Below are 18,025 nucleotides of genomic sequence, written 5' to 3'. Positions count from 1 at the left end.
GCCTTCCTACAATCTCGGTTCGCTGCTACCTTTTACGATCATGGATCGTTACCTTACCAGCGAATTGATCGCGCCGTTTTTCTTTGGTGTCGGAGCTTTTTCATCACTTGGTGTCACTATTGATGCTGTATTCGATCTAGTTAGAAAAATCGTAGAATCTGGGCTACCGATAGACATTGCCATTCAGGTTTTTTTGCTAAAGTTTCCCAACTTTATAGTTTTAGCCTTTCCCATGTCTACGCTACTAGCTACTTTGATGACCTACAGTCGTCTTTCTAGCGAGAGCGAACTAATTGCCCTGCGTGGTTGTGGAGTGAGCGTCTATCGCATAGTGCTAACTGCTGTGATGTTGAGTCTTGTAGTCACAGGAATGACATTTGTATTCAACGAACAAATTGCACCAGCAGCAAATTACCAAGCGGGGGTAACTCTGGATAAAGCCCTGAAATCAGATAAGCCAGCTTTTAAACAGCAAAATATTTTCTATCCTGAATACCAGGATATTACACAACCGGATGGCTCTAAGAATAGGATATTGACACGCTTATTTTACGCCGACCAATTTGATGGTAAGCGGATGACAGGTTTGACGATTATAGACCGTTCCACCAAAAATCTGAATCAAATTGTAGTATCAGAATCTGCCCAGTGGAATCCTTCTCAAAATATTTGGGATTTTTACAACGGTACGATCTATTTTGTTGCAGCCGATCGCTCTTATCGCAACATTGTCAGATTTGAACACCAACAACTGCAACTACCGCGCACGCCATTAAGTTTGGCAGAAAAAAGCCGAGACTATGGTGAGATGAATATTGCTGAAGCACTAGATCAACTACAAGTGGAATATCTTGGTGGCGATCGCCAAAAAATTCGTAAACTCGAAGTGCGGATTCAACAAAAAATCTCCTTACCCTTTGTATGTGTAGTTTTTGGCTTGGTAGGTGCAGCAATGGGAAGCATACCCCAGAGAACTGGAAGAGGTACCAGCTTTGGGATTAGCGTTGTAGTTATATTTTCGTACTACTTAATTTTCTTTATTAGTGGTGCGATCGCGCAAGCAGGTGCCCTCTCTCCCTTTATGGGGGCTTGGTTGCCCAATTTTCTTTTCTTGGGAATAGGTCTATTCCTCTTGATACGAGTTGCCAAACGTTGAGGGAGCAGGGAGCAGGGGAGGCAGGGGGGCAGGGGAGACAAGGGGACAAGAGGTGAGAATTTGAAACAAGTCTTTCCCCTTGTCCCCAATTCTCCTTGTCCCCTTGTCCTCTTGCCCATGCCCAATGCCCAATGCCCAATGCCCAATTCCCTACTTCAATTAAGGATGATAATTTCGGCATTCCGGTGCATTTGGGTTTTCCTTGCAATATTCTTCAAAAGAGACTTTAGCTGATACCATCCCCTCAGCTTTCTGATGAGCAGCTTCTGCCTGGAGTTCTTCTACCTCATCCCAAGCGGCTGCACAGGCTTTAGAATAAGCACCTTGTTCAGTGCAAATAGCGCGAGACTGTTCAATTGCTTTTTGAATTCTCTCCTCCAGCAGTAGCGCTTTTGGCGCTTCCACAAAGTCGCTTTTGGTCAAAATGTCGGTAATCGAGATAATACCTAACAGCTTGCCTTGAATCACAGGTGCCCGATGAATACCAGTGTTAGCAAATAACCGTGCTACATATTCCACACCCAAATCAGGATTTACCACAATGCAGGGCTTGCTCATAATCTCGTAAACCCACACTTGCTTTGGATCTTTACCGTAGGCTGTTACCTTATAGACAATATCTGTTTCTGTGACAATGCCATAAGCATCGTTCTCATGGCGAATATCTACAACTAGCGCCCGCAATTTTTTTTCCTTCATCAGCACCACTGCTTCAGCAACAGTCGCTGAACCGCGAATGGTAACTACATCTTTGGTCATGATATCTTCAGCTTTCATCATTGCTGTAGTCTCCTGGTTAATAGTACGGTGCGGCACAGCGCCCTCAGACCCGGATTTCTCACGATACTGTAGGCAGAGGGAGAAGGGGAGTGTGGGGGGAAAGACTTCTTCCCCATCCTCCCACACCTCCCACACCCCTTGATTTCTCACTTGTGAGAAATCAAGGTCAGAGGCGTATATATCGAAGCATTGCAGCGTACAGTTTGCTAACTAGAAAGTAAAAAAGTCGAACTTTTGTCCAGCTACAACAATAAACTTAGAGCAACTGTCAACTCGTGATGTTATCCAATGTGACCAATGCCCAAAAACCAACCATAAATTGCCATAACTTTCTAGAAAATCTTGCCAAAGGACTCCAGCCGCTAAAAAGTAAATTTTTGACTGTTACATATCTATTGGTAATGACTAATAACTGATGGAGAAGTTAGGATAAAATCACGATCCAACTTTAGTTGAGATATTTCCTGTTAAGGAAAGCAAAAGCATTAAACAGCAACACCTTCATCTTCCGTCAAGTTTTCCCGATTTCGAGTAAATTTCAATTACCAATCTCATGCCACATCGTCATTATCCTCCCGCCTACTTACGCTATCTCAGAGCCAGGTTATGGAATCTAGGGCGACCTGGTTTTTGGGTAACTGCAATTTTTTTATCTGTAGTGGGACTAATAACCTGGGAATACTGGTCAAATCCAGATATTTTCGTTTATAAGCAAAAAAACAAAGTTACTTCACAAACCCCTACTGATTCGTCACTATCAGCAGAAAACAGAGCCATTGCAGCCGATATTGATAACCTGCCAGTTTTATTTAATGACTTTGAGCAAGCAACTCTCTCATTAACGGCAAATACTCCCAAGGAAAAAACTGAGGTAAAAAACAGCAAAAGTTTATTAGAGGATGTAATTAACAAACAAAAGTCTGCTAGTGATGCCAAATTAAATCCTACTTTAGGCGTTAATGGCGACACCGCCCCCGTCGTGAAAAATCCTTTTGTCGTACAAACCGAAAATTTATTGCGGAATGGGACGCTTGACAATAATCAGTTTCTAGGTATCAAAACTTTAACTGGGGCATCTGAATCAACAGACGGGGAACAGACATCCTCTAACCTGGGAATTGGATTCACCAATCAAACCAATAAGAATCAAAATTCTACTTCTGTCAGCCCTCTGCAAGCAATACTCAATCAATCCACAAATCAGAAGCTGTCTGGCTTTAATGGTACTAGTGCAACTCAGACAAATACTTTGGGTAGAGCCTCTGAGCCAGGAACAACGTTAATGCCACCTATGAATAGCTTATCCAGTCAGAATTCTCTACCAACTACTGGGACAGGCTACACGTCAACGGGTAGGAACTTGCAGCAAAATCCCTACAGTAATTTAAATAACGGTCAGGTATTACCTAATAATGGGTTAAATACTGGTGCAGGTTATACGAACTTGCAGCAAAATCCCTACAATAATTTAAATAACGGTCAGGTATCACCGAATAATGGGTTAAATACTGGTGCAGGTTATACGAACTTGCAGCAAAATCCCTACAATAATTTAAATAATGGTCAGGTAGTGCCTAATGTAGCACCAGGAACGCCCCCAGTCACCTCTGGCATACCAAGTAATATTGCACCTTACTCTAGCCAGATTCCGGGTCAAAGTGTTGTCACTCCCACAAATCCTATGGGATATGCGAATTATGGCTTGCAGCAGCCGACGCAATCACCACAGTCTAATTATGGGAATTATGTGCAGCAGCAACCAACACAATCTAATTCCTTATATCTTCGCCAGCTTCGAGACAAGTATAGAAGTCCTGGTCAAAACTGATTTTATTTGCAGTGAAGATACTGCACACCAAGGAGCGATCAGCGTTGGACATAATGCTCGATTTTGACGATGTTGAGCTTGCAGGTCGCTACAAGTAACTTTGCAAGTAACTTAGAGTCAATCTTTTTGTTTCTGTCACCAGTTGCTGACGGAATTTTTTTTCATGGCTAAGAGATGTCCACAAAAGGATACCGATCGTTTTCACTAACACAAAAGCGATCGCTTCATAGACGATTGGTTCTAAATCTGGATAATGCTCCGATATAAACATCACCAAATCTTCAATCAGTTGGGCATCAGCCGCCGCATCGATCGCTTCTAGTTCAGGCATTGAACTTTGCAAGGGCATAAAGATGGCGTGATAACCTGGATAATCGGTAAAGAATTGATCAACGGTATCAATTACCTGCTCCATATATCTAGAGAGAGTTAAACTCTTGCTTTCAGGTGTATTCAATTCTACTAATAAGTGATGGAGTTGCTGGTTATAGCGAGCTGCTAGTCCGTAAAGAATTGCTGCTTTGTCAGGAAAGAATTGGTACAGCGATCCGATAGGTACTTTGGCATTAGCTGCGATCGCATTAGTACTGGTAGCGTTATAACCCTCCGTAATAAACAGTTGTTCAGCTACATCCAAAATTTGATTTACGCGCTCTTGGCTACGGGCTTGGCGGGGCTGGCGACGCATCCCTCTAGGCTTTGATGAATCCGTGGTCATGAAGTTAAAAAAATTGGTGAGAAATTTGCTTGACTAAACATGAGCATTGCTCGTATTTTATAAATATGAGCAATGCTCATATTATATTCTGACCACAGGAGGATATTGTTATGGACAAAGATTCACTTACATTACCCACTGCCAAAGTTGGAAACGATTTAACCCGTCAGATGCAACAAATTAACGCATTCCAGCCTTTTCTGGCAATGCTTGCCGGAGATTCAAGTTTGGATGTAGTGGGAGAGATGGTTGTTGCTTTGCTGGAAACACCTTCCTTTGAAATTGCTGTAGAACACCTAAAGCGTGATTCTCGTTCGGCAGCATTAATTGAAGAGCGATACATGGCCCCGCCTCATGATCTGGACACTCTGTTGCAATATCCACCGGATTCCTTGGGATACCTTTACAGCATGGCAATGAAGGCAAAGGGATTTCGAGCCGAAGACTTGTACGAAGAGATACCCATTTATTCCGATGCCAGTTATGTGGAGGCGAGACTGAGCCAAACTCACGATATTTGGCATATCGTCACTGGTTTTGGTGTATCACCATCTGACGAGATCGGATTACAGGCATTTCACTTATTACAGTTTCCCTATCCTCTAGCAGTATCTTTGCTTTCTAGTAGCATGATGTCCACCCTTCTATTCAATCCTGAAGAATTGCCTACTTTGCTTGATGCTATTCAAACCGGATGGGAAATGGGCAAAAATGCCAAACCTCTTTTTGTCCAAAAGTGGGAGGAAGCTTGGGAAAAGCCCTTACTCCAATGGCAAAAAGAGCTAAATCTTTTTTTGTAGTAACTATCTAATCAGGGTCATCTGCATTTTTATTATCAAGAGAGCAATCTATATGCAGCACTTGTGTTCATATTTATACCGATTACCCTATGCAATGATGGATAACTTTGAGCTTTGGGGAGTTTACGAACCCAATTTCAGCGAAGCAGTAATTAGTTTGTTAGCATTTCAGCTACTTGAAGATACGATCACTCACTTGATTAGGGAACTCCAAAAATTGAAGGAGGCAGAAGGCAGGAGGAGCAATTCACTTATAGGATTCGACCCCGGATGAATTGAAGCCACTGAATTCTTATTCAGTGGGGGTCTTAAACCCTTGCCATTTAGCTTTAATTGCGCCAACCTACTTAACGTCATTGTGGGCTATTTGGAATAATCGGAACTTCTGGTGTTTCAGGTTGTCGCTGTTGTCGTTGTAAATACTTACTCAATACATAAGCCATATCTCCACGGGTAACGGGTTTTAATGGAGAAATATTGCTTTGAGCATCTGTATTGAGAAATCCTTCTGTAGCTACTGTAGCGATCGCTTTTCTAGCCCAAGTTGGGATAGACTTTTCATCTGGATGTGAAGCCAGAATCTCATTTACAGCCTCATCAGGAAACTGAAATACACCATAAGCTTGAGCGAAAATAGCAAGAGCCTCCGCCTTTGTCACCTTTTGATTAGGGAAAAACTCATTACCCCGATAGCCTTTCATGATGTCAGTTTTTAAGACTGTCTGTATATCATTAAATGCCCAATAAGAACGAGGGACATCTGGAATCGTCAAATTTGCTTTGTTAACAGCTTCTCTTTTATCAAGCCGAAATGCTTTTACCATAATCGACGCTAATTCTGCTCTGCTCACTAACCTTTCTGGATAAAACTTGCCATCTGAAAAGTTGGTCATCCATTTTGCAGCAATTACCTGTTGAATAGAATCAGATGAGGTTCCAGAAGTCGTTTCTGGGACTTGAGCAATTGCTGGTAAATTTTGTAGTAGTGCTACTAAAGATAGAGTAATTGAAAGCTGACGCATCATCATAAGCACTTTTAGCTACTAACGTGAATTTAAAAAACTACGTTACTGAGGTTAACGCAAAATTTGGTGTTCTTAATAACCTGTAACTCAGCTAGTGACGAATTTAGGCTGGCAATGTTGCGTAGCTACGAGAGTGTAGCTTTAAAAATTAGGACTGTGTTCAGAATCCCAGCACTTCCCATCATTCCAGACTCTACTGGTGTGTTCACATTCTGATTTATCGTTAATCCAAGGAATTGAAGTAGGGTAATCCCAGGTAGATAGGGGAGTAAGTGAAGAGAATGCAAAAGAAAATATAGTGTAGCTACAAGCCGATAGAATCATTAAAAATACTATGACAAACAAGGTATTGGCAGGAGTCCAAAAAGGATATAAACCTTTTTCAGAGCGTAAACGTGTTTTAGAACGACGTTCTGAACCTGCTAGCAACACCAAATAAAACCTTAATCCGGGAATTGGTACTGAAACTCTTATGTCTAAAGAATGACGAGTCCAAACACGAGAGTTAAAAACCCTTTTGATGGCTTCTAATTGCTCTACTGTGAAGGTATTTGACACTTCTGGAGCGATCTCAGCGACAAGTTTCTCGAAGGTAAGACCAGTAAGCTGTGGCGTTGCCATAGTTTATAGTATATTAATATACCATCTTTTTACCTAAGCGATCTCCTCTCTTCCGGACACTACGATGTTTTATTTTTTACAAGTTCTTAATAAAGGAAGCAGAAATTAGCAAAAACTTGTTTTTTACCTTTCATCTTTTGATGTTATCTGCCCACTACTATGGACTATAGTCAGTTTTTCAGGAGTTTTGGGAATGACAGGAACAGATCCCGTAAAGTTGATGAAGCAAGAAGTTGGCAAAGCCGCTGCCGCCCTAGTAAAATCGGGTTCTATCGTCGGGTTGGGTACGGGGTCAACTACAGCATATACAATTCAGTTTTTAGGCGATCGCCTCAAGTCTGGTGAACTCAAAGATATCATTGGCATACCTACCTCGTTTCAGTCAGAAGTGCTGGCGAAGCAGTATGGTGTCCCTCTCGCAACCTTAGATTCTATTGACCACATCGATATTGCTATTGATGGTGCAGATGAAGTTGATCCGCAGAAGAATTTGATTAAAGGCGGTGGTGCAGCACATACCCGCGAGAAAGTCGTAGACTACCTGGCAGAACAGTTTATCGTCGTGGTAGATAGTGGTAAATTAGTAGATCGCTTGGGTTCTAGTTTTGCTGTACCCGTGGAAGTGATTCCAATGGCAATTACTCCTGTAACCAATGCCATTAAAAAACTCGGTGGGAAACCAGAACTCCGCATGGGTGTAAAAAAAGCTGGCCCAGTGATCACTGACCAAGGTAACTTTGTCTTAGATGTCAGATTTGACTCTATTGAAGATCCAGTCAGCCTAGAAAAAACATTGAATAACATTCCCGGTGTTCTGGAAAATGGTATTTTTGTTAACTGTGTCGATTTAGTTTTGATTGGTGAAGTCAAAGATGGTCAGCCATTAGTGCGGCAACTTTAACCTGGATTTCTCACAAGTGAGAAATGAGCGTGAGTGTGGGGAGAAAGAGGAGGAATTGAATAACTGCACATCAATGAACACTGCATTGCCTCCCACACCTCCCACACCTCCCACACTCCCTACCCGAACCACACAATACGTGAGAAATTCGGGTGTAAGAGTTATAGATTTTGGATTTTAGATTTTAGAGACATCTAAAATCCAAAATTAAGCAGCAGGTTCAGTTCATCTAAACACTAATTTAAAATGTGCGATCGCTACTTGGCCCATGTCTTGCTTAAGGAAAAATTACAAGCCAAGCTTGAGGAGATTCAAGCTAAGAGCGATGGCTCTCCTGTTACCGATTTGAAGCTAGACAAAACCTTAGCCGAAGAAATTGAAGAATTGACGACGGAACTAGAGAGCGTCAATCCGAATCTTAATCCTCTGATCAACGCGACTCATTTGTTAAACGGAGCTTGGCAACTGCAATACTCCACTGCCAGAGAAATCCGTTCTTTAGCTTCTCTCCCATTGGGCTTAAAGCTGGGTAAAGTTTATCAAGTAATTGATGTTGCAAATAAATTATTTTTCAATCTAGCTAAAGTTAAACATCCTCTGGGGATAGTATCAGGATATGTTAGAGTGACAGCTAGCTTTGAGCCAGCCAAAGAAGATTTAGAACCTCTACCTAACAAACGCCTTAACGTTTATTTTGACAAACGCTACCTATCAATTGAAAAAATTGTTGGTATTAATACTCCTCGATTAAACCCATTTAAGGTTGTCTCAGCTAATAATCCTACTAGCAGAGCTGCGACATTAGACATTACTTATTTAGATGAAACCTTAAGAATTGGACGTGGAGGAGATGGAAGTTTATTCATTCTTAGTAAATCCCATGAGTTACCTGAATTCAGCTCCTCAATTTAAAATTGATCGCGCCGATGAATGAATATGGCTCTCTCAATAACGCATCTTTTCACTAAGGTAAAACCAGCTTCTGCGATGGTAGAGCTTAAAACATTAAATTTCAAGTTAGGTTATGGTATAGAAGAAGATATTAATGCCGATCCGATAAGTCCTAGGCAAGTTTTAATTGTTAGGTATGAAGATATTTTAGACTTATCAATTCAACCAGGACAATTGCGAGAAAATATTGTAGTTACAGGTATAGGATTTGATAAATTTATTCCTGGATCTCTGCTAACTTTTGAAAGTGGTGCGGCAATTCGTCTAACTTTTTACTGCGAACCGTGTAAGCGAATAGCCCACTTAGTAGAATCATTTAAGAGCATCAAGGGTAAAAGAGGAATCTTAGGCGTAGTTATTAAATCAGGTCAAATTCAAGTTGGTAGTAAATTTCAGGTTCAAGCTCATAAATTTCCAGCATTACCTGAAAATCCTTATGAACGATTTCTAGATTTTATCATCAAAATTCCCATTGGAAAAGTAGTTACATATAAACAGATAATTAAAGCTATAGGAGTTGATAATAGTTATCTAAGAGCTATTCCTACATATCTGAAAAAAACCTTGGCTACTGATTATCCAGTACATAGAATATTAGACTCTAAAGGTTATTTAATAAATTATGTGAACCAACAAAAAGATAAGTTGGAAACTGAAGGAGTTAAGGTTTTAGCAGAGACAGATGCAGTTAAAAAATTAAATAAAAATTATGTAGATATTAATAACTATTCATGGGAAGATTGCAACATATATTTATAATAGATATTGCTTATTTAATAACCATAGTAATTGCAAGATTCTCCGGCATTATTGAAAATAAAAGAGTTCCTTGTATCAAGATAATCCTTGATTTTTGATTTGTTTAGATGTGGCTTCCATAAAGTCAATGAAAACTTTTATGAGCTTATGAATTCCCTCGCTACCTCCCGCAATTAAACCTCCTGTCAGTAACGCATCTAAACAACGGAAAATAATTACTTGAATTGGATTATCGAAATCAAGAACTACAAGTGGCTCAATTGAGCGAATACCTATTGCGCTCATTAAAAGTCCAAATAAAAGGGATGTCCATAGAGCAATTACTCGTGTATCAGATTTATAAGCTGTTTTTTGGCGCTCTTTTTCATTTAAATTATCCATTTGTGGCTTGAATATTTTTAATGATTCCTGTTGGCTTTGGGTAAAATTCTGGATAATTTGCTGTTCTAAACTCATTCCTTCAGGTGGTAGCCCAATGGTTTGATTTGATTCCATAGAAGGAAACTGTTGTTGTTGAACTTCCATAAGTCTTAGTTTCTCGGAGATAAGAGCCTTTTCTTGTTGAATACTAATATCTAATTGTTCAACGAATGGGCCGCGCCAAGTAGTTATAAAAACTTCTAAAGAACGCTCTAATAATAAAGAGATAAATAACTGTAATGTGAGTATTTGGATAATATCATTTAACCCAAAAGATTTTAAAATAAATGGTTTAGATAATAACCAAGTTGACAAAGTTACTATTAAAAAACTAATAATAATTAAGACAAAAAATAGAGGAGATTCTGGAGAAAGCTTTAGCAACGTATCTATACTCCTGTTTCGCGCCACAAATTTAACACAGCCTGGAGGTGAGGACTACACCTGCTGAGTAACTTAACAACGTTAATTTGATAGAACAGTAAATAATTTATTACCCGTCCCTTTTTTCTGGGAGTGTGAGAGGCTGCGCTACAGTGGGAGCAGGGTAATCTGAGGGTTAGTGAGATAGCCAAAAGTGTTGCTATACAAGCATTATATAAATAAATGTACTGTGTATGATGCGATCGCACTTTCCTCTGGGAGAAATATGAAAAGGTGCATTGAAAAAAGGGGACGACACAAAAAGCAAGCATCAACTAAAAACCCCTCCAAGGTTGGAAGGGTTAAAGTAATTTTTTGTAATGGGATGATGATTAGGGGTAAACAGAAGCTTTTCCTCCTTGATGAGCTAGAAATGCAACATCAAAAGGTATGGGGTAGCTGACGTTTGTAGAATGAGTGGGTAAATTGTTAGAGTTGACAGCTATAGGTTCGCCACTATTGTGAGTAACTATTTGAGCGCCACCGATTCCAGGCAATAAAGCAATCGAAGTAACAATGAGTACAGAATCTATCAAGATAGAAAGTTTCATAAGGTTCTATTTAGTTAAAGTGAAGTGTAATTAGTGTTCTTAGGTAATAGAGTCTTATTTTTTATCTGTCTTAACTTCCTGCATTCAGATTACCCGATCGGTTGATTTATTCCTCACCCATTAGGATGAGCTAATGGAGTGCAAGAACTGAAAAAGATCATTCATAGTTGCTAAGACCCATCATGTGATAAGCAATAACAGCAGTATCAAAGGGTTTAAGGTAATTGATATTTGTAGAATGGCTGCGTAAAGTATGAGAATTGATTGATGTGAAAATCTTGTTATGAGTGCCTATTTGAGTCCGAGCGATTCTAGGTAAGACGCTAGAACTAACAATATGTACAAAATTAAGCGAAGGAAAGAGTTTCATCGCTGATGCTGTGTTGGTTAATATATCGAGGCCAAAGTTCAGGATAAACTTGAACAGATATGTATTTAACTGAGATAATCTCAAGATTTATGCAGCACTGTCAGGCAGTTGTAGGAAGATGTTAATAAACGATATAGCGCTTCTTAGCTTAGTGTGGTATTTTCTCAAAGTTACTAAGCTTGGTAAAAAATATTTGGGTATACCTCAATACAGTTCAGTTAAGCATTTCTTTATTCTCTCAGTGCCCTCTGCGTCTCTGTGGTTCGTAAAAATATTAACTTTGACAAAGAATTTTAGCCTTAACTAAACCGTATTAGGGTATACCTCAGTTAGCTATGAAACGCTACATAACATATTACTAAAGACTTTCGAGAGCTTTGAGAACCTCTGCTGCTGACTGATATCGTTGAGTAAAATCGAAATGCGCCATTCTATTTAAAATAATAACTAACTCGTTTGTAGCCTCAGTTAGTTCGCGCCAATGTTGCCAAGTCTGTTGATTGCCATCAGCACCACCTTGAATAATTATTTCACCAGTATTTACATCTCTGCGATATTCTCTAGGATCTACCCCAGTTAAACCTTGAATTCCCATAATTCCCAACGCATAAATATCGCTGTTGAGTTTTGGCAAACCGCTCATTTGCTCAGAAGGTGCATAACCAGGCGTACCAATTGAAATAGTCTGAGCTTCTTGCTGCTGAGGATGAATTTGCTTAACAGCGCCAAAGTCAATTAAAACAATGTGTTGATCTGATTCTCGTCTAATCAAGTTACTAGGTTTGATATCTCGATGGATTACACCATAGCTGTGAACAAAAACAAGAACATGTAAAACTTCTTTGAGCATTTCCACAACTTCAGCTTGTTTTAGTCGCTTTCCAGAGGTTACTTCTTTGTCCATAGCGTGCCCTCGAACAAATTCTTGCACTAGAGAAAATTGCCGATTTTCTTCAAAAAAAGCTAGCAGTTGAGGGATTTGTGGATGCTTACCCAAGGTTTCTAAAATTTGTGCTTCAGCGTCAAATAATCGTCTGACGACATTTAAATATTCTGCATCTTGGCGGGGGGGACGCAACTGTTTAACCACACACTGCGGATTACCAGGACGCTGGATATCATCAGCCAAATAAGTATTACTAAATCCTCCAGAACCCAAGCCTTGAGTAATTTTGTAGCGGTTGTTTAGTAGAGTTCCTAGTGAAATTTCTTGCCCGATGGAATCAGCAATTACAGTTGGTGCTTCATTTGAGGCATCGCCGCGCTGCCGTAAAAGACCTTGCAATTCCACAATTAATTGTTGGTGTTCTTGAACCCGTTGGGTAATTTCTTGTTGCTCTTGTTTCGTTTTATAAGCACTATAAGCAAGAACACTCCCGGCGGTAAATACTAACCCCAAAGTCGGAGGTATTACCGGGAACCATCCAGCTTGGGTAAAAATGACAAAATTGCCTCCAAATAAGACTGCAAGGGCTGTTGCTCCTGCCAGTCCTAAGCCTAGTGGATGTTGAATCCGCGATACCAGCAACCCACCAACTACAGTCCATCCCCATATCCACAAGACTTTACCCCATTCAGGTAGAAACCAAAATAATGGCTGTTTGTTAAGAACAGCGCTAAGAATTTGACTAACGCTGTGGGCATGAATTTCAATTCCTGCCATTTTGCCGGAATTATCTGACTTACCAGTAGCAAATGGCGTGTTAAAAATATCATTTAAACTATTGGCTGTTGAACCAATTAAAACGATGCGGTCTTTCACCAAATCTGGTTTAACTTGATTTTCAAGTATTTCTGTAATAGTTACCTGCTGGGCAATCTGATGACCAGAATGGTAGTTAAGCAAAATTTGGTAGCCATTTGTATCTGCTTTCTGATAACCGCCAGCGTCGCTTTGTAGGGGTTTAAATACAGTATCTCGTAGTTGTAGTTCTTTTTTTGGAGTAAATTTTAGTTGGATGCCTCCAACTTCTAAGTATTTAAGTGCTAGTTGTAAGCTAAAAGAATAAGTGCTTTGACAGGAATCTGACTCTTCTGCACTTACCAATAATAGGTTGCGACGAATTGTCGCGTCAGTATCTTCTACTACATCATTAAATCCTACTCGTTCTGCTTCAACCCCCTTTGGGGCTGGTATTCCCGGATTGTTAGAACCAGAATGTTTACAGATAGGAATGATGATATCGCTCTGTTGTAGGCGTTGCAGTAGTTTTTCATGACCAGGTTGTACAGGTAAGTCACGGAAAATATCTAGACCAATGGCTCGTGGTTCATAACCTTCAAGTTTGCCCAATAGTCGGTCTAGAAGTTCGCCAGATAGGGGCCAATTCCATTTTTGAATATCTTTTTCAGTTAAAGCAACAATCAATAGACGAGAGTCTGGGCCTGGGTCGCCACGTAATTGCATCATCTGATCGTAGACCTTCATTTCTAGAGGCTCGAAAACCCCAAGTTTTTGAATGCCTACTAGTAAAATTGTAGCGATCGCACTTGAAAGAATAACTGGTTGTCTAAATAAAGTTTTTAAGTTTGTAAGCATTTCTCTAGATAAGTTTTATTTTAAAATATACATATTTTTTATCCTAATTTTCACCATTGAAATTATTCTATGCAATTTGCAACTTTTCTCGAAATATGCAAATCCCCGACTTCTTTAAGAAATCGGGGATTTTGTTAATCACGAATGATTAAGTAGGGCTATATATGTTTAAGATAATGCACGATCGCTTCTGCTGTTGGCAAATTAGTTGCCAGCAAAACTTGATTAATAGTGCATAATCTGAGCAGTGCTTCTTCATTTGCCTGACCAGGCTGAGGTTGCAGCAAATCTCTCAGGAAAATAACTGCTAAAATTTCTCCCGCTCCAACTAATGAAGCAATTGTTTGATATCCTCCAGAAATCGGTGCAGGGGTTTGCTGACTAATTGTTATTCCTGCTTGTTGATGTAAGACTTCGCCAACAGATGGCCAGGTAATTGTAAAGCTCTGTGAGAAAAATTCCTGATGTTGAGAAACAAATTCAGCAAGTTCTGATTTCTTGCTCTCGTGAGCGATGAGTACTATGTTTCTTTCAATAATCACTTGGGGAGGCTCACTTACATTTATTTCTTCTGGAGTTTCATCAAATTGAGTCGCTTCTACTTCAGGAACCTCTTCAATAGTTTGACTGACACTCTCAGGAGCTTCACTTTCTGTTGTTTCTAAAGATTGAATATCAGTTAATTCAGCAACTTCACTTACTAGAAAAACATCATCAACATTTACGCTGGCTTCTTCTGTAGTTGTATTATTCAAATCAATGTATTGATTGCTAGAAACTTCTGCAACGATATTATCAGGCTCCGTCAATACTTCAGCAACTTCGCCTCCTGTTTCATCAACAGCAAAACTAGGTTCTACTTCGTCAATATTTGTGCTGTCTTCTGTCGTAAATAAAATATCTAAATCTGCTAATTCATCATTGATATCTTGTGTAGGTTGGCTCAATGTTTCTTGCGGCTGAATCTCCTCTTCTTCAGCGACTTCATTGACAAATTCGCCAAACTCTAAACTGACTTCTTCTGCGACTGGTGTATCTAAATCTACTACTTGATTTTCATTATGAGTAACTTCCAGAACGGTACTTTCTTCATCAGACACTTCGCCGAAAATATCACGCGGCTGCACAAAGGTGACTTCTGCTTCCAGCGCCGCCTCTAACTCTGCATCTTCTGGGGAGGTTGTTTCGGGAACTTGGTGGAAAATATCACGTGGCTGTACGAAGGTGACTTCTGCTTCTAGCGCCGCCTCTAACTCTGCATCTTCTGGGGAGGTTGCTTCGGGAATGCTATTTACATCACGCCGTTGCACGAAAGTAGATTCTGTCGCCAGTGCTGTTTGAAAGTCTGTAACCTCATCGTGAGTGAGTTCTGGAAGTGTAATTTCCTCTTCAGAAGTTTCGATGATATTTTCAGGTGCTGCGATCGCAGCTTCGGCTACAGTAAAAGAAACTTCCTCATCATATTCGCTAATTTCTGGAATCTCTACTTCTTCAACATCTGCACTGACTTCTGGCGCAACTGATTGCAAATCCACAATTTCATCATGGACATCGTGTGGAACTTCGCTAAATGCTTCTGGTGACTGAATGATGTTTTCAGGGGGGATTACCTCAACAACCGGAATGACATCATCAGGTTGAGTAGCAACAACTTCGGAGGTTTCGCTGACTTCTGGAGAAGGTGTTTCTACTTCGGGAGTAATAGGCGTTGGAACTTCGCTAACTACTTCTGGGGCTGGATTAACGACATTGGGTGCGCTGACATTTTCAGGCGATCGCGGCCGGGAAAACAGTGAAGGGTCTATAATTCTAAAGACTGTCTCTGGTTGCTCATAAGCGGGAGCAACTGCTTCTAAGATCAGAACGTAATCTGCAATCCTGATAATATCTCCATCACTCAAAGAATATGGTCGATCTTTTTCGGCTTGTTTTCCATTAAATATTGAGCCATTTCTACTGCCAAGGTCAGAGAAGTAGTAATTTCCAGCTTTAACAAAAAACTTAGCATGTACCCGACTAATATCAGGACTGTCTAAGACTAAATCAGAATCAGGAGAACGACCTATTAACCATTCTCCTCTCGTTGGAGTTTCTGTGGTCAGGTCAACTTCATTGACTTCACTTAGATTTGGTGAGTAGCTAACTTTTACTTTCATATTAATTTTTGGTTAATTTTATTGATTTCTGCTACCCAGCGCTGACGGGTAGTATGTTCTAAATTTAAAATATCATCTTGTGACCAGTGGAAATGATAAGCAATAAAAGCTACCTCCTCATATAAAGTATCGGAGGGGTAGCTTACGACTCCCCCGCAAGTTCTAGCTCCACAGAAAATTGGGTATTACAGTGGGGACATTGTGTCGGAATATGTACATCGCCTTGCTGATTGATTCGATTATAAAATTCTCGAAGATAGGCAATGTCATGTAAAAGAAGTTCTTCGAGTAAATCAGGGCTAACAGAGTTAAGACTGCCCAAGCGAGTAATAACCCGTGCAAGCATCACCAAAACACCGTAAGCTGGATTTTCCTTAACTTTGCGCTCTTGTTGCACCAAAATTTCATCTTTGGCGGTGGCTAAACGCATCACCCCATGACGATGTACTCGTTGTTCACTATCACTCAATCCTCTAGGAAGAGTGAAGGCAAATTCTGTGCAGAGAGTATCCTTTTTACGGCGCATAGGTAATTTAATTTGGGAATTGGGCATTGGGCATTGGGAATTGAGAATTAGAGAATAGGGGATGAGTCTTTGCTCTTTGCTCTTCTGCTCCCCACTCCCTATTTCCAATGTCCTATAACCCATGCCCAATTCAATTATGAAGAACTGCTTTGGGAGAATTTACTGTATCTTCCGGTATGGAAGTTTCACCTTCCAAGCCATTAATTTGCCGATAAAAATCTTGGAGATAATTTAAATCTTGGGCAAAAAAGTTTTCTACTATTGCAGGAGTCACTTCTGATAAAGCACCCAAGTGAGTAATCACTCGTGACAAGATAATAATTGTGGCATAAACAGGATTAGCTTTAACGCGTGGGTCACGCAAGGGTGCAATCTCGTCTATCGCCGTTGATAACCGCATTACACCTTTGCGGTGGAGGTTGCCTTCAGAGTCTAGATACCCCTTTGGCAATGTAAATTCAAACTCTGTGGGAAACATACTTCTCCTAATTACTTCACACGTTTAAATTCCTCAAAAGCAACCTCCACTTCCTCAATTTCGATGTCATGGCTGCGGGCGTTAACATCGGCAATTTTGTAACTTGCAGGCCAAGCACCAGCTAATTCAAATCTAGCTATTTCTTGATTTGCCTGATTATAAATAGACAAAGCAACAAGTCTACGTTGCTCAGACCAATTACCCTTTTCGACTTTTTCAAACCACTTCCAAAAATCCATAGAGTTGGTAGTACCTCTACGCAGAGTGAGATTACCACTCTTAGGATTGCTAGGAAGCTTAGTTCTCACCACCTGACCTTTTGATTGCCCTTTTTTACCCCAGGTTTGAGAAGTAACTTCAGAAATTTCAATTACCTCTTGGGTTCTTTTGAAGCCTTGACACTCCAAAAAGAAGCAATTGGCATCGTTTTGACCTTCTAGTGTCAGTTCTAAATAGAACCGATGGGCCGTAAGAACTTCTGGAATTCGGCTTGCGGATTGTACCACTGTTAATTACTGCAAATGCTAATTATTTGATTCGTTTAATTCCTTCGTGAACCAATTCAACTGTTTCATTCGCCATATCACCACCAGAGGCGGTTAAGGTAGGCCCGGTGTATTTACAGGGATAACAATTGACAATGTTCCAGCGTGCTTTTTCTGAGCCTTGTTGGTCATAAGCGACCACTGAACCAGTTTTACGATTCTGTGCCCACTGACGAGGATCACCCATGTCTTCGTTACACTTTTGATACCAAGTATAAAGGTCTATATCATCAGTGGCGATGACTTTTACTGTGATGTTAGTAAATTTAACAACAGTTGGTGTAGCTTGACGCATTAGTTTAGCGCCTTTAGATGAACCGTGAACTTCTTGTGCTGGAGTATTTTCAACGCCTAAGCCACTAATTTCTTTGATGAACTTATCAGTAATTCCATCAGCCTCGAAGTAAAACTTACAAGAGGTTAAAAATTCGCCTGCCATACTTTTAGACTCCTTTGTGTGTGGTTAATTTGGGAATGG

19 protein-coding genes are annotated in these 18,025 nt (G+C 40.2%); 6 read left to right on the top strand and 13 right to left on the bottom strand.

Annotation, left to right across the window (positions count from 1 at the left end):
• Positions 1-40 precede the first annotated feature (40 nt).
• Positions 41-1,156, top strand: coding sequence for an LptF/LptG family permease (locus FD724_RS02710; protein ID WP_179075389.1), 1,116 nt, complete (start codon positions 41-43; stop codon positions 1,154-1,156).
• 159 nt (positions 1,157-1,315) lie between these two features.
• Here the strand turns inward: FD724_RS02710 and FD724_RS02705 are convergent, their stop codons facing one another.
• On the bottom strand, positions 1,316-1,936 hold the full coding sequence (locus tag FD724_RS02705) for a CP12 domain-containing protein (protein WP_012407876.1): 621 nt from the start codon (positions 1,934-1,936) through the stop codon (positions 1,316-1,318).
• A gap of 553 nt (positions 1,937-2,489) precedes the next feature.
• Between FD724_RS02705 and FD724_RS02700 the strand changes: the two genes are divergently transcribed.
• Positions 2,490-3,764: a hypothetical protein gene (locus FD724_RS02700; RefSeq protein WP_179071507.1), complete on the top strand. Its 1,275-nt coding sequence runs from the start codon at positions 2,490-2,492 to the stop codon at positions 3,762-3,764.
• Between the two features lie 88 nt (positions 3,765-3,852).
• Here the strand turns inward: FD724_RS02700 and FD724_RS02695 are convergent, their stop codons facing one another.
• The gene (locus FD724_RS02695) at positions 3,853-4,452 is read right to left on the bottom strand and encodes a TetR/AcrR family transcriptional regulator (RefSeq protein ID WP_245246023.1); all 600 of its coding nucleotides are present in this window, start codon (positions 4,450-4,452) and stop codon (positions 3,853-3,855) included.
• 140 nt (positions 4,453-4,592) lie between these two features.
• On the opposite strand from FD724_RS02695, the gene FD724_RS02690 reads away from it, so the two are divergent.
• On the top strand, positions 4,593-5,282 hold the full coding sequence (locus FD724_RS02690; RefSeq protein ID WP_179071506.1) for a Coq4 family protein: 690 nt from the start codon (positions 4,593-4,595) through the stop codon (positions 5,280-5,282).
• A gap of 353 nt (positions 5,283-5,635) precedes the next feature.
• Here the strand turns inward: FD724_RS02690 and FD724_RS02685 are convergent, their stop codons facing one another.
• Together FD724_RS02685 and FD724_RS02680 are read right to left on the bottom strand one after the other, a co-directional pair.
• Positions 5,636-6,304: an S-layer homology domain-containing protein gene (locus FD724_RS02685; protein ID WP_179075388.1), complete on the bottom strand. Its 669-nt coding sequence runs from the start codon at positions 6,302-6,304 to the stop codon at positions 5,636-5,638.
• A gap of 144 nt (positions 6,305-6,448) precedes the next feature.
• A complete protein-coding gene (locus FD724_RS02680) occupies positions 6,449-6,928 on the bottom strand; it encodes a hypothetical protein (protein ID WP_179071505.1) in 480 nt (159 codons plus the stop codon).
• 193 nt (positions 6,929-7,121) lie between these two features.
• On the opposite strand from FD724_RS02680, the gene rpiA reads away from it, so the two are divergent.
• The 3 genes from rpiA to FD724_RS02665 all read left to right on the top strand — a co-directional run bounded on the left by rpiA (position 7,122) and on the right by FD724_RS02665 (position 9,539).
• Entirely contained in the window at positions 7,122-7,829 is a 708-nt protein-coding gene (gene rpiA, locus FD724_RS02675) for a ribose-5-phosphate isomerase RpiA (protein WP_012407870.1), read from the top strand.
• Positions 7,830-8,075: 246 nt separating this feature from the next.
• On the top strand, positions 8,076-8,741 hold the full coding sequence (locus tag FD724_RS02670) for a PAP/fibrillin family protein (protein ID WP_179071504.1): 666 nt from the start codon (positions 8,076-8,078) through the stop codon (positions 8,739-8,741).
• 24 nt (positions 8,742-8,765) lie between these two features.
• Positions 8,766-9,539, top strand: coding sequence for an MGMT family protein (locus tag FD724_RS02665; RefSeq protein WP_179071503.1), 774 nt, complete (start codon positions 8,766-8,768; stop codon positions 9,537-9,539).
• 75 nt (positions 9,540-9,614) lie between these two features.
• Here FD724_RS02665 and FD724_RS02660 read toward each other — a convergent pair whose 3' ends face one another.
• The 9 genes from FD724_RS02660 to FD724_RS02625 form a co-directional block, all read right to left on the bottom strand.
• Entirely contained in the window at positions 9,615-10,343 is a 729-nt protein-coding gene (locus FD724_RS02660) for a hypothetical protein (protein ID WP_179071502.1), read from the bottom strand.
• A gap of 371 nt (positions 10,344-10,714) precedes the next feature.
• The gene (locus tag FD724_RS02655) at positions 10,715-10,933 is read right to left on the bottom strand and encodes a hypothetical protein (protein ID WP_179071501.1); all 219 of its coding nucleotides are present in this window, start codon (positions 10,931-10,933) and stop codon (positions 10,715-10,717) included.
• Between the two features lie 728 nt (positions 10,934-11,661).
• Positions 11,662-13,842, bottom strand: coding sequence for a CHASE2 domain-containing serine/threonine-protein kinase (locus tag FD724_RS02650; protein WP_179071500.1), 2,181 nt, complete (start codon positions 13,840-13,842; stop codon positions 11,662-11,664).
• 158 nt (positions 13,843-14,000) lie between these two features.
• Positions 14,001-15,998: an FHA domain-containing protein gene (locus FD724_RS02645; RefSeq protein ID WP_179071499.1), complete on the bottom strand. Its 1,998-nt coding sequence runs from the start codon at positions 15,996-15,998 to the stop codon at positions 14,001-14,003.
• Positions 15,995-16,102 carry a DUF6760 family protein gene (locus FD724_RS41880; protein WP_336884945.1) on the bottom strand — a complete coding sequence of 36 codons (108 nt, stop codon included), beginning with the start codon at positions 16,100-16,102 and terminating at the stop codon, positions 15,995-15,997. Before FD724_RS41880 ends, FD724_RS02645 begins: the two co-directional genes overlap by 4 nt.
• A gap of 38 nt (positions 16,103-16,140) precedes the next feature.
• Positions 16,141-16,551, bottom strand: coding sequence for a phage tail assembly protein (locus FD724_RS02640; protein ID WP_306297077.1), 411 nt, complete (start codon positions 16,549-16,551; stop codon positions 16,141-16,143).
• Positions 16,552-16,654: 103 nt separating this feature from the next.
• Positions 16,655-17,002 carry a hypothetical protein gene (locus tag FD724_RS02635; protein WP_179071498.1) on the bottom strand — a complete coding sequence of 116 codons (348 nt, stop codon included), beginning with the start codon at positions 17,000-17,002 and terminating at the stop codon, positions 16,655-16,657.
• A gap of 11 nt (positions 17,003-17,013) precedes the next feature.
• On the bottom strand, positions 17,014-17,508 hold the full coding sequence (locus FD724_RS02630; protein WP_041565926.1) for a phage tail protein: 495 nt from the start codon (positions 17,506-17,508) through the stop codon (positions 17,014-17,016).
• A 22-nt stretch (positions 17,509-17,530) separates the two neighbouring features.
• Positions 17,531-17,986 carry a phage tail protein gene (locus FD724_RS02625; protein ID WP_114082349.1) on the bottom strand — a complete coding sequence of 152 codons (456 nt, stop codon included), beginning with the start codon at positions 17,984-17,986 and terminating at the stop codon, positions 17,531-17,533.
• Positions 17,987-18,025 lie beyond the last annotated feature (39 nt).

This window comes from Nostoc sp. C057 (genome assembly GCF_013393925.1).
In the GTDB taxonomy this organism is placed as follows: Bacteria; Cyanobacteriota; Cyanobacteriia; order Cyanobacteriales; family Nostocaceae; genus Nostoc; species Nostoc muscorum_A.
The sequence above is the reverse complement of the archived record's forward strand: the minus strand, read 5'-3'. Positions and strand labels throughout refer to the sequence as shown.

Coding starts and splice junctions, on each gene's coding strand:
- FD724_RS02685 (WP_179075388.1), bottom strand. CDS start 6,304: ATGCGTCAGCTTTCAATTACTCTATCTTTAGTAGCACTACTACAAAAT.
- rpiA (WP_012407870.1), top strand. CDS start 7,122: ATGACAGGAACAGATCCCGTAAAGTTGATGAAGCAAGAAGTTGGCAAA.
- FD724_RS02680 (WP_179071505.1), bottom strand. CDS start 6,928: ATGGCAACGCCACAGCTTACTGGTCTTACCTTCGAGAAACTTGTCGCT.
- FD724_RS02640 (WP_306297077.1), bottom strand. CDS start 16,551: ATGCCCAATTCCCAAATTAAATTACCTATGCGCCGTAAAAAGGATACT.
- FD724_RS02635 (WP_179071498.1), bottom strand. CDS start 17,002: ATGTTTCCCACAGAGTTTGAATTTACATTGCCAAAGGGGTATCTAGAC.
- FD724_RS02695 (WP_245246023.1), bottom strand. CDS start 4,452: ATGCGTCGCCAGCCCCGCCAAGCCCGTAGCCAAGAGCGCGTAAATCAA.
- FD724_RS02625 (WP_114082349.1), bottom strand. CDS start 17,986: ATGGCAGGCGAATTTTTAACCTCTTGTAAGTTTTACTTCGAGGCTGAT.
- FD724_RS02665 (WP_179071503.1), top strand. CDS start 8,766: ATGGCTCTCTCAATAACGCATCTTTTCACTAAGGTAAAACCAGCTTCT.
- FD724_RS02710 (WP_179075389.1), top strand. CDS start 41: ATGGATCGTTACCTTACCAGCGAATTGATCGCGCCGTTTTTCTTTGGT.
- FD724_RS02645 (WP_179071499.1), bottom strand. CDS start 15,998: ATGAAAGTAAAAGTTAGCTACTCACCAAATCTAAGTGAAGTCAATGAA.
- FD724_RS02655 (WP_179071501.1), bottom strand. CDS start 10,933: ATGAAACTTTCTATCTTGATAGATTCTGTACTCATTGTTACTTCGATT.
- FD724_RS02670 (WP_179071504.1), top strand. CDS start 8,076: ATGTGCGATCGCTACTTGGCCCATGTCTTGCTTAAGGAAAAATTACAA.
- FD724_RS02650 (WP_179071500.1), bottom strand. CDS start 13,842: ATGCTTACAAACTTAAAAACTTTATTTAGACAACCAGTTATTCTTTCA.
- FD724_RS02700 (WP_179071507.1), top strand. CDS start 2,490: ATGCCACATCGTCATTATCCTCCCGCCTACTTACGCTATCTCAGAGCC.
- FD724_RS02705 (WP_012407876.1), bottom strand. CDS start 1,936: ATGATGAAAGCTGAAGATATCATGACCAAAGATGTAGTTACCATTCGC.
- FD724_RS02690 (WP_179071506.1), top strand. CDS start 4,593: ATGGACAAAGATTCACTTACATTACCCACTGCCAAAGTTGGAAACGAT.